Source organism: uncultured Jatrophihabitans sp. (assembly GCF_964244045.1).
Classification (GTDB): Bacteria; Actinomycetota; Actinomycetes; order Mycobacteriales; family Jatrophihabitantaceae; genus Jatrophihabitans.
The window spans coordinates 123,664-134,058 of record NZ_CAXTHK010000009.1 but is presented as its reverse complement, the minus strand read 5'-3'; the positions used below and the strand labels follow the sequence as shown (position 1 = coordinate 134,058).

12 protein-coding genes are annotated in these 10,395 nt (G+C 70.2%); 7 read left to right on the top strand and 5 right to left on the bottom strand.

Annotated features, from left to right (window positions below):
* Positions 1–278 precede the first annotated feature (278 nt).
* Genes ACFFC4_RS09635 through ACFFC4_RS09625 form a run of 3 tightly spaced genes read left to right on the top strand, consistent with a single transcriptional unit; the run spans position 279 to position 3,714 of the window.
* Complete coding sequence (locus ACFFC4_RS09635) at positions 279–1,055, top strand: SGNH/GDSL hydrolase family protein (RefSeq protein ID WP_375500184.1); 777 nt, start codon at positions 279–281, stop codon at positions 1,053–1,055.
* 41 nt (positions 1,056–1,096) lie between these two features.
* Positions 1,097–2,458 carry an FAD-binding oxidoreductase gene (locus ACFFC4_RS09630; protein ID WP_375500182.1) on the top strand — a complete coding sequence of 454 codons (1,362 nt, stop codon included), beginning with the start codon at positions 1,097–1,099 and terminating at the stop codon, positions 2,456–2,458.
* Positions 2,455–3,714: a class I SAM-dependent methyltransferase gene (locus tag ACFFC4_RS09625; RefSeq protein ID WP_375500180.1), complete on the top strand. Its 1,260-nt coding sequence runs from the start codon at positions 2,455–2,457 to the stop codon at positions 3,712–3,714. Before ACFFC4_RS09630 ends, ACFFC4_RS09625 begins: the two co-directional genes overlap by 4 nt.
* A gap of 25 nt (positions 3,715–3,739) precedes the next feature.
* Here the strand turns inward: ACFFC4_RS09625 and ACFFC4_RS09620 are convergent, their stop codons facing one another.
* Positions 3,740–4,030, bottom strand: coding sequence for an STAS domain-containing protein (locus tag ACFFC4_RS09620; RefSeq protein ID WP_375500178.1), 291 nt, complete (start codon positions 4,028–4,030; stop codon positions 3,740–3,742).
* Positions 4,031–4,141: 111 nt separating this feature from the next.
* Between ACFFC4_RS09620 and ACFFC4_RS09615 the strand changes: the two genes are divergently transcribed.
* On the top strand, positions 4,142–4,807 hold the full coding sequence (locus ACFFC4_RS09615) for a maleylpyruvate isomerase family mycothiol-dependent enzyme (protein WP_375500176.1): 666 nt from the start codon (positions 4,142–4,144) through the stop codon (positions 4,805–4,807).
* On the opposite strand, the gene ACFFC4_RS09610 is transcribed toward ACFFC4_RS09615, so the two are convergent.
* From ACFFC4_RS09610 to ACFFC4_RS09600, 3 genes are all read right to left on the bottom strand, one after another.
* On the bottom strand, positions 4,781–6,121 hold the full coding sequence (locus ACFFC4_RS09610) for a glycosyltransferase 87 family protein (protein ID WP_375500174.1): 1,341 nt from the start codon (positions 6,119–6,121) through the stop codon (positions 4,781–4,783). The two genes, ACFFC4_RS09615 and ACFFC4_RS09610, sit on opposite strands and share 27 nt — an antisense overlap.
* Positions 6,114–7,133 carry an NAD-dependent epimerase/dehydratase family protein gene (locus tag ACFFC4_RS09605; RefSeq protein WP_375500172.1) on the bottom strand — a complete coding sequence of 340 codons (1,020 nt, stop codon included), beginning with the start codon at positions 7,131–7,133 and terminating at the stop codon, positions 6,114–6,116. The genes ACFFC4_RS09610 and ACFFC4_RS09605 overlap by 8 nt, the downstream gene beginning before the upstream one ends.
* Positions 7,134–7,210: 77 nt before the next feature.
* Positions 7,211–7,849 carry a hypothetical protein gene (locus ACFFC4_RS09600; protein ID WP_375500170.1) on the bottom strand — a complete coding sequence of 213 codons (639 nt, stop codon included), beginning with the start codon at positions 7,847–7,849 and terminating at the stop codon, positions 7,211–7,213.
* Between the two features lie 125 nt (positions 7,850–7,974).
* On the opposite strand from ACFFC4_RS09600, the gene ACFFC4_RS09595 reads away from it, so the two are divergent.
* From ACFFC4_RS09595 to ACFFC4_RS09585, 3 genes are read left to right on the top strand one after another with little or no spacing between them, the layout of a single operon-like run.
* Positions 7,975–8,637 carry a glycosyltransferase gene (locus ACFFC4_RS09595; protein WP_375500168.1) on the top strand — a complete coding sequence of 221 codons (663 nt, stop codon included), beginning with the start codon at positions 7,975–7,977 and terminating at the stop codon, positions 8,635–8,637.
* Positions 8,634–9,275 (top strand): DUF2064 domain-containing protein, encoded by a 642-nt coding sequence (locus tag ACFFC4_RS09590; protein ID WP_375500166.1) that lies wholly within the window; start codon positions 8,634–8,636, stop codon positions 9,273–9,275. The genes ACFFC4_RS09595 and ACFFC4_RS09590 overlap by 4 nt, the downstream gene beginning before the upstream one ends.
* A gap of 31 nt (positions 9,276–9,306) precedes the next feature.
* A complete protein-coding gene (locus ACFFC4_RS09585; protein ID WP_375500164.1) occupies positions 9,307–9,933 on the top strand; it encodes a class I SAM-dependent methyltransferase in 627 nt (208 codons plus the stop codon).
* Here the strand turns inward: ACFFC4_RS09585 and ACFFC4_RS09580 are convergent.
* The gene (locus ACFFC4_RS09580) at positions 9,908–10,255 is read right to left on the bottom strand and encodes a hypothetical protein (RefSeq protein ID WP_375500162.1); all 348 of its coding nucleotides are present in this window, start codon (positions 10,253–10,255) and stop codon (positions 9,908–9,910) included. The two genes, ACFFC4_RS09585 and ACFFC4_RS09580, sit on opposite strands and share 26 nt — an antisense overlap.
* Positions 10,256–10,395 lie beyond the last annotated feature (140 nt).

Genomic DNA, 10,395 nt, shown 5'->3' with positions numbered 1-10,395 from the left:
CACCACCAACGGCACCATCATCACCGAAACCCCCACCGGCCAGCACTACCGCAGCAAACAGCCCGACCCACCCGGCGGCCCGCCCAGCAAGGAATCACCAGTCGAACGACACGTTCGGGCACTACTCGCCGTTGCGTGATGTCGTTTCGACATGCTGTTAAACCGGCCATCCCCGCGGATCTGGGTGGCATTGATCTCCCAGGCGTCGGAGAGCAAGGTGACATCCGCGCCACAGCCGGATGACGAGGTCCTGCGGACGCTGTCAGCAGAAGTGCTTCGTGGCCCGAATCGTGTCTCGATCCCGTCGTTTCAGCCTGCTGGTAATCAGCGCGGCCTTGTGCGTGTCGGCGGTCGTCGCCGCCCCGGCTCTGGCCAGCGCCGCTCACCATCCGGGCCAGCACGTCGAACCCGTGCGGCCCGGCTCGTCCTATCTCGCGCTCGGCGACTCGGTGTCCTTCGGTTACCGCGAGCCGGCCAACCTGCCCACCCCGGACTACAGCAACGCGGCGAAGTTCGTCGGCTTCACCGAGGACGTGGGCGCCGCCCTGAAGTTGCGGGTGGCGAACGCGGCATCCCAGCTGCAGTACGCCGAGGTCTTCCTCGCCCGGCACCGGGACACGAGGCTGGTGACGCTGATGATCGGCGCGAACGGCGGGTTCCTCTGCCAGGCAACGACGAAGGACTCCTGTGCCTCAGAGTTGCCGGGCGTGCTGGCGAGGGTCGCAGCCAACGTCTCGACGACCCTGCGCACCGTGCGGCAGCACTACCGGGGACAGATCGTGATCGTGAACTACTACTCGACCGACTACCGTTCGGCGACCCAGAACGCCAGCAGCCAGGCCCTCAACACAGCGATGGACAGCGCGGCCAAGCCCTACGGCGTCACGGTGGCGGACGGCTATGGCACCTTCCAGCGGGCCGCCGCCCAGGCCGGCGGGGACACCTGCGCGGCCGGTCTGCTGACCACGCTGTCGACAGGTGGCTGCGGCGTGCACCCCAGCGTCGGCGGTCAGTCCCTGCTCGCGCTCGCGGTCGAGAAGGCGATTCGCCGCTGACCGGCTGCCATAGGTGAGACCTCGCTCAGTACATTGCCCTAATGCCTGTGATCGGCCAGCCGGCCCACGACCGCGCCGTCCGGGCGGTCCAACGCGACATGCGTGCGTTGCCGGCCGGGCGCATCCGGCTTGCTAAGCCGACGTCCAACCTGTTCCGTGCGCACAACCGCACAGGCGCGGGGCTCGACGTCAGCGGCCTCACGGACGTCATCAGCATCGACGCACGTACGCGCACCGCCGACGTCCAGGGCATGTGCACCTACGAGACGCTCGTGGCCGCGACATTGCCGCACGGGTTGATGCCGCTCGTGGTGCCGCAGCTGAAGACGATCACGCTCGGCGGCGCCGTCACCGGCCTGGGCATCGAGTCGTCGTCGCTGTTCAACGGCCTACCGCACGAGTCGGTGCTCGAGCTCGACGTACTCACCGGGGACGGCGAGGTCGTGACCGCGAGCGCAAGCGAGAACGCCGAGCTGTTCGCCGCGTTCCCCAACTCCTACGGCAGCCTCGGGTACGCGCTGCGCCTGCGCATCGCGCTGCAGCCCACCGCGCCATTCGTCGAGCTGCGGCATGTCCGTTTCGACGAGCTCGACACGCTCGCCTCCGCGATCGAGACCATTGCCGACAAGAGTGAGTGGGACGGCGAGGCAGTCGACTTCGTCGACGGCGTCATGTTCTCGCCCGGTGAGTCCTATCTGACGCTCGCGGCATGGACGGACTCGACCGCCAAGTCAGGTGAGCCCAGCGACTACACCGGCCAGCAGATCTTCTACCGCTCCATCCAGCAACGCGAACGTGATTGCCTCACCGCAGCCGACTACATCTGGCGCTGGGATACCGACTGGTTCTGGTGCTCGGCCGCGTTCGGCGCGCAGCGTCCGGCCGTCCGCCGCCTCTGGCCCCGGCGGCTGCGCCGAAGCGACGTCTACCACCGCCTGATCGGCCTCGAGACGCGCTACGACATCGTCGGCCGCATCGATCGCCGCCGCGGCGCCGCGCCGCGCGAGCGCGTGGTGCAGGACATCGAGGTGCCGCTCGGGCGCACAGCCGAGTTCCTGCACTGGTTCGATCAGGAGGTGGGGATGACGCCGGTGTGGCTGTGCCCGCTGCGCTCGCAGCGGAACTGGCCGCTGTACCCGCTCGAGCCGGGGCACATCTACGTCAATGTCGGGTTCTGGGGCACGGTGGCTATCGCCGACGGAGCCCGCGACGGCGACGTCAATCGCCGCATCGAGGCCAAGGTTGCCGAGCTGGGCGGGCACAAGTCGCTGTACTCCGACGCCTACTACGACCGCGCCACCTTCGACGCTCTCTACGGCGGGGCGGCCTACGCCTCGGCCAAGGCCCGTTACGATCCCGCTGGCCGACTGCCGGGGATGTACGAGAAAGTAGTAGTCCGATGACCATCGCCGATCTCATCACCACCGTTACCGAGGGCGCCGTGCCCATGCGGGTGGAAGCTGCCGACGGCTCGGTGGTGGGCTCGTCCGACGAGGGCTTGACCCTCCGCCTGCACACCGAGCGCGCCCTGCGCTACCTGATCACCGCACCCGGTGACCTCGGGCTGGCCCGCGCCTACGTCTCCGGTGAGCTCGAGCTGGTCGGCGCCCACCCGGGTGATCCGTACACCGCGTTGTGCGCCCTGGCCAACTGGAACTTCCGCCGGCCGCCGCTGTCGGAATTCCCGGCGCTGGCCCAGCAGCTGGGCGTGCGCAACCTGCTGCCGCCCAAGCCGCCGCCGCAGGAGGCGCCCTCGCGCATCCGCCGGGCGGTCAATGGACTGCGACACTCTCGCACCCGCGACAGCCGGGCCATCGGCATGCACTACGACGTGTCGAACACCTTCTACGAGTACGTCCTCGGCCCGTCGATGGCGTACACGTGCGCGGTCTTCGACAAGCCGGACACCTCGCTGGACGACGCGCAGTACGAGAAATTCGATCTCGTCGCTCGCAAGCTCGGGCTCGAGCCGGGCATGCGGCTGCTCGACGTCGGCTGCGGCTGGGGCGGGATGGCCCGGCACGCGGCTCGCAACTACGGCGTCGACGTCGTGGCCGTGACCCTGTCGGCCGAGCAAGCAGCCTGGGCCAAGGCCGAGACCGAGCGCGTCGGGCTGGCCGAGCACGTGACGATCATCCACGGCGACTACCGCGACTCGCCCGGCCGCGACTACGACGCGGTCAGCTCGATCGGCCTGCTCGAACACGTCGGGGTCGCGAACTACGCGGCCTACTTCGAACTGCTGCGCGGCAAGCTGCGTCCGGGCGGGCGACTGCTGAATCACTGCATCACCCGACCGGACAACAAGACCAGCCCCATGCCCGGGGCCTTCATCGACCGCTACGTCTTCCCCGACGGGGAGCTCACCGGCGCCGGACGCATCATCGCCGAGGCCCAGGACGCCGGCTTCGAGGTCCGCCACGAGGAGAACCTGCGTGAGCACTACGCGCTGACCCTCATGCACTGGTCGGCGAACCTCGTTGCCAACTGGGACGCCTGCGTGGCCGAGGTCGGCCTGCCGACCGCCCGGGTGTGGGGCCTGTACATGGCCGGCTCGCGCCTGGGCTTCGAGCGCAACGTCGTCCAGCTGCACCAGGTGCTGGCGATCAACCCACACCCCTCCGGTGAGGCCGACTTCCCGCTACGCCCGACCTGGTAGCGGTCAGGTAGCGGTCCAGCCGGTGTCAGTCGCGCTCGACGGCCAGGACCTGGCTGAGGCCGGCGACGTCGATGAGCTCCTGCGTCCGAGGCGGGACGTGGCGCACCGACATGGCAATGCCCCGGGTCTGTGCGGTGTTCATCGCGTAGACCAGCATCCCGAGGCCCAATGAATCGACGAAGCCCACCGCACCGAGGTCGATGACCAGACGCTCGACGTCGGGCGTGTCCAGCGCCTCGTCGAGCTCATGCCTGATCGGCGTGATGTTGGCCAGATCGACGTCACCGGCCCAGGCGAGTTCGACCAGTTTGCTCACTGGTGTACCTCCCGATTACCCGAACCGATTGAGCCAACCTGACTGCTGCAAGAACGTGTCGAAGCAGACCCTAACCCCCGCCCGCGCACACCGTGTGTTTCAGTGGCCAACATGACGGACGAGATGGATCCGGTGACCGAATGGAGTGCGGCTCGGCGGCGGGTCAGCCTGCTGGTGGCACTGCTCGATCCGGCGACGGCGAACGCCCCGGTGCCCGCCACCCCTGACTGGAGCGTCCGCGACCTGCTGGCGCACATGGTCGGGCTCGGCGTCGACGTAGTGGCCGGTGACGAGCCGGACGACCACAACGCCGCCTGGACGCAGCGGCACGTCGACGATCGCCGCGACCGCGACATCGCCGACCTGCTGGCCGAGTGGGACGACGTGGCGCCGCAGCTCGAGAGCTGGATGCGCGCGCACAACCCTCGGCCGCTGGGCGATGTGATCATCCACGAGCAGGACCTGCGCGGGGCACTCGGCGTCCCGGGCGGGCAGGACACACCCGGCTTGCGCGCCATTCGCGACCAGATGGTCACCCGCTTCGCACCGAATGTGACGGGCGCACTGACCTTGCAGGGTGAGCAGTGGTCGTGGAGCTCACCGGGTGACGGCCCACGCACCGTGGTGACCGCCAGTGACTTCGACCTCGCCCGAGCGGTCGTGTCGCGGCGCTCGGCCGCGCAGCTGCGTTCGTGGACGACCTCCGGCGACGTCGAACCCTTCCTCGACGCCTTCGCCGTGCTCGGGTCGCTACCCGACGCCGACCTCGTGGAGTGACGCGCGCCCGGCGCGACGCCGGGCCAGCACGGCCACGAGCAAGACACCGCCGGCCACGGCGTAGATCGTCGTGCCGTACCACGTCGCTTTGGATACCTCGGCCCGGACGAGATAGACAAAGGTGGGGGCGAAGGCCAACGGCACCCACTCGAGGCGGCGTGCAAGCACGGCCAGGGCGAGCAGCAGGCCGGCGTACCAGCCGTAGCCGGGCGTGGTCACCAGGAACGCGACGCCGACCAGCACCACCGCGCTCTGCTCAGGGGCGTCGGCGTCCGACCGCGACCAGCACCACAGCGCGGCCGCAGCGATGATCAGGACACCGACGACGGTATCGACCGGATGCGGCAACACCGCGCCGAGCAGCAGCAGCCGGGTGCCGGAGTTGTAGCCCTCCTCGTGCAGGTACCCCGGTAGATACCCGATGACGTCGGTGCCAGCGGCCAGCACGTGCGGGACATAGGCCACGACCGCCGCCGCGGCGGCCACGACCAGCACGAGCCACGGGCGGCGCTTGAGCACAGCCGGGCCGATCAGCGCGGGGTAGATCTTCGTGAGCGTCGCCGCGGCCAGCAGGAGGCCGGTCCAACCCGCTCGTCCACGTCGGGCGAGCTCGAGGCAACCGAGCGACAACAGCACTGCGGCCCAGTCGACATGCGCGTTGTTGCCGTACTCGATGACCACCAGCGGCGACCACGCCCAGATCGCTACCGGCCACAGCGGGCGACCGGCGCGCAGGCTCGCGCGCAACAGCAGCACGGTGCCGGCCAGCACGCCCAGTGCGGCCAGCACCTGGAAGACGTGCACCCCGCCGGTGCCCCCGGCGCCGAAGCCGAGTAAGTGGCCGCCGTCGAAGATCAGCTGCGCCACCGGCGGATAGATCGTGCGCACCGACGGCCGGTTGATCAGCGAGCAGCCGTCCGGGATCCGCCATGCGCAGTGCGCGCGGGGCGGCAGGAACAGCGAGCCGTCGCGCAGGTGGGTCAGGTGCGACGACACCGGGGGATAGGCGTACGGGTCGGTGCCGCTGAACTGCACGCGCCCGTCCCAGAGGTAACGGTAGACGTCGTCGGACGTCGTCGGACCGCGGGTGAGCGCAACGACTTGTAGCACCGCAGCACCGGCCAGGATCACCAGCGCGAGCCGCGACGGCGTCCATTCGACGCGCGAGAGCAGCGCAACGAGCAGGCCGAACACCACCGAGGACGACCCGTAGAGCCACAGCGCAACGTGGGGCCCGGACGTGTGCAGCAGCACCGCGAAGAGCGCGACGTAACCCGCGAACAGCGGGACGACGAGGCGCCGCAGGTCAGGCACGCGCAAGTTCCGCCGTGCCGTCGGCGAACGCGACGCCCGGGGCCCAGTCGAGCTCGGCGCGGGCGCGGGCGCTGTCGGCGGTGATGTGCCGGACGTCGCCCAGGCGATAGGCCCCGGTCACGACCGGTTCGGGACCGCCGAGCGCGGCCGAGAGCGCCCGGGCCATGTCGCCCACCGTGCGTGGAGTTCCGGAGCCGACGTTCAGCGCCCGCACGCCGTCGGCAGGGCGGGCCACGGCGGCCGCGAACGCCGCAGCGACGTCGCGGACGTGCACGAAGTCGCGTCGCTGTCCGCCGTCCTCGAAGACGGCGGGCGCAGCTCCGCGGCGTAGTGCAGACAGGAAGATCGCGGCCACCCCGGCGTAGGGGGTGTCGCGTGGCATGCCGGGCCCGTAGACGTTGTGCAGTCGTAGCGAGGTTGCCTGCCCGCCGGTCGAGCGTGCCCAGGACGTCGCGAGCTGCTCCTGAGTCACTTTGCTGACGGCGTAGGCGTTGCGCGGGTCCAGCGGGGCATCCTCGGCGATCAGCATCGCGTCGAGTGGGCGCTCGCAGCGTGGGCACGGCGGCTCGAACCGACCGGCGCGCAGCTCGCTCTCGGCACGCGGGCCGGGCGTCACCGGGCCGTGCTCGGGACAGCGGCCGAATCCCTCGCCGTAGACGACCATCGAGCTGGCCTGCACGAGGTTCGTGACGCCGGCGCGGGCCATCGCGGCCAACAGCGCCGCGGTGCCGTGCATGTTCGAATCGGCGTAGTCGGGCAGGTCCTGTACGTCGACGCCCAGGCCGACCTTCGCCGCGAGGTGCACGACGGTGTCGATGCCGGCCAGCGCCTGGTCGAGCGCCACCGGGTCGCGGACGTCGCCGACCTGCAAACCGGGCAGCGACGGGGGCGGCCCACGGTGGACGTCGCGCCGCAGCGAGTCCAGTACCCGCAGGTCGTGGCCGTCGGCGGTCAGCGCGGCCAGCACGTGCGTGCCGATGAACCCGGCGCCGCCGGTGACCAGAACCCGCATGAGCCGATCCTCCTCTGCAACAAAGATCGGGTGGCGACCCGAAGGTCGCCACCCGATCCGTGGTGCTGTGGCGCGACTTACTTGGAGTTGGCCTTGATCGTGGCGACACCGATAAAGAAGCCACCCTTGAGCGCGGTGGTCTTGAAGGTGGTGTTGAGCAGCTTGGCGGCAGCCTCCGACAGGAGCACGCGGGTGCCGGTCAGCGTGGCCACACCGGTGGCCTTGTCGACGGTGGGCGTCTTGAGGGTGCTGCCATCGAGGTTGAACAAGGGCGCGCTCTTCACAGCGACCGTCCCGTTGGCAAGAACCTCACCGGAAAGCTTGGAGTTGTTGCCCGGGTCGATGACGAAGTTCTGCAGCGTCACGGTGGTGGCGCCGCCCTTGAGCGTCAGGCCGCCGCTGTGAGTGACGGTCCCCTGCACATAGGGGGTGACCTTGCCCTTCTTGTACACCGTGACGTTGCCGCCGGTGATCGGGAAGGTGACAGTGGTACCGCTCATGGTCGCCGGCGACACGAGGCCCGGGGTGAGCTTCAGGGTGCCGAGGGCGGTGACGAAACCCGGGTCGAGGGCCACGGACGTGGTGCCGCCGGTGATCTTCGCGATAGTGGCAACGGGCTTCTTGTCGCCGCCGCCGCTGCTGCTGCAGGCGGTGCCGGTGGCGACGAGAGCGGCGCTCGCCGTCACGGCGACCAGCGTCTTGGTGATTGTGCGCACGGTGATGTCCTCCTGGACGTCGGTGTCTGATGTGCTGCTACCGATACGTTCGTCCGGGGGTTACGAGGTGGTTCCGCTGCGTCGGAAAAAACTTTCCGCAGCGGGGGCCTGGGTAGCGTGCTGTTGTGACAGCACCCGACGTTCGTGTGGACATCGTGCTGCCCTGTCTCGACGAGGCCGGGGCTCTGCCCTGGGTGCTCGAGCGGTTGCCTGAGGGGTGTCGCGCGCTGGTCGTCGACAACGGCTCGACGGACGGCTCGCCGGACATCGCCCGAGCCCTGGGCGCCACCGTGATCACCTGCGCGGTCCGCGGGTACGGCGCCGCCTGCCACGCCGGCCTGGCCGCGGCGACCGCGCCGGTGGTGGCAGTATGCGACTGCGACGGCTCGCTCGACCCGCGCGAGGTGCTGCGCCTGCTCGCTGTACTGGAGCAGGGTGCCGAACTCGTCGTGGCCCGGCGCCGGCCCACGACCCGGGCGGCGTGGTCGCTGCCGTCACGAGTGGCCAATCGCGAACTTGCCCGACGGATCCGTCGGCGCACCGGGCTGCGAATAGTGGACGTGGGTCCCCTTCGAATCGCCCGGCGTGACGCGTTGCTGTCCCTCGGCCTCACCGACCGCCGCTCGGGCTACCCGGCCGAGACAGTTGTCCGCGCCGCCGATGCCGGCTGGCGGGTCGAGCAGGTCGACGTCCCGTACGCCCCGCGCATCGGCACGTCGAAGGTCACCGGCACCGTGCGCGGGACCCTGCAGGCGGTCCGCGACATGAGCGCAGCGATCGACAGATGATCGACACCCTCATCGTCCTGGCCAAGGAACCGCTTCCCGGCTTCGCGAAAACGCGATTGACCCCACCGCTCACGCCGACCGAGGCGGCGTCGATCGCCGCGGCCTGCCTGCAGGACACCCTCGACGCGGTCTCGCGCACGGCTGCCCGCCGTCACCTGCTGGCCTTCGCCGGCGACGCTGCGGGTTGGGCGCCCACCGGGTGGGACGTCGTGCAGCAGCCGGCCGGCAGCTTGGACGAGCGCATCAGCGCCGCCTTCGACGCCGCCGGCGTCGGCTCGGCCCTGCTCGTCGGCATGGATACCCCGCAGCTGCAGCCGCACCACCTGCTGCACTTCGCACCGGCCCGCTGCGAGGCGGCGCTGGGTCTCGCGCCCGACGGTGGGTACTGGGCGCTCGGCCTGCGGGATGCCCGGCGCGCGCGTGAGGTCGTCCTCGGCGTGCCGATGTCGACGCCCAGCACGGGCGCGCACCAGTACGCGCGCCTGCAGGCCGCCGGTATCGACGTCACTCTGCTCGAGCCGCTCGCCGACGTCGACACGGTCGACGACCTGTCGACCGTGCTCGCCGGTTCCCCGCTCGGCCGGTTCCGGCAGGTCGTCACTGCACTGCAGCCGCGGCTCGTCGGGCGCGCCGGCTGATGTGCCGAGCAACCTGATGCAACCAGGAGCTTTGCGTCCTTACGAGGACGCGCTGCAAGGTGGTGGGCCGCTGCAGCTGCAGACGCCGGGCAGCCGGGGGATGTTGCTCGACATCCAACGGTGGCTCGCCCCCGCCGACGACACCGACTGCGAGGTCGTCGGCGCCTGCCGCGGACCCGTGCTCGACGTCGGGTGCGGCCCGGGCCGCCTTGTCCACCTGCTGCACTCCGCCGGCGTCGAGGTGCTCGGCATCGACATCGCCGAGGTAGCGGTGTCGCTCGCGCGGCGCACCGGAGCGCCGGCCGAGCGTCGAGACGTATTCGGCCCGGTGCCCGGCGAGGGCGCCTGGTCCACCGTGCTGCTGCTCGACGGCAACATCGGCATCGGCGGGGACCCGACACGACTGCTGCGCCGCGTGCACGACTTGCTCGCGCCCGGCGGGCGGGTGCTGATCGAGACCGATCCCGAAGACGCCGTCGACGCCCATGGCTGGGTGCGCTTCGCCCGCAACGACGTGCCGACCGGTCTTCCCTTCCTGTGGGCACGCGTCGGCCTCCCGGGGTTGCGCGACCGGCTGCGCGACACGGATCTCGACATCGAGACGGTCCGCCGGGTGGCGGGCCGCACGTTCGTCACCCTCGCTCGCGCGGGATCGTGAGCCGCGGGACACCACCCAGGCCCAGGTTGTAGCGGGTGTGCGCGGCGTACTCGGCGAGCTTGTCCCACAGCGCGGCATGGGCCGGCCACGGGATCGGCTCGTCACCGTCGAGCCAGCTCTCGCCGAAGGTGATCCAGACGAGGGTCCAGTCCGCAGCGTCATGCCACTTGCCACGGCTCCACTCGATGAGCGAGCGGCGGATCTGAAAAGCCAGCCGTTCCGCGTCCGGGAACGTGGTCACCGTGCTGACCTCCCAGACCCGGAAGTCGTGCGACATCAGGTCCAGCTCGAAGTCGTCGAGCACCTTCGGCTCGACCAGCACCGTCGCCACGTTCTCGTGGCCTCGTCCACGCACAGGGGCAATTATTCACACCCGCGACGATCCCGTGCGCAGGACGTGAGGATGGTCCCGGAATTGCCGGCCCCCGCGGCTGGGTCGGTGAATGCTTCGAGGCATGTCCG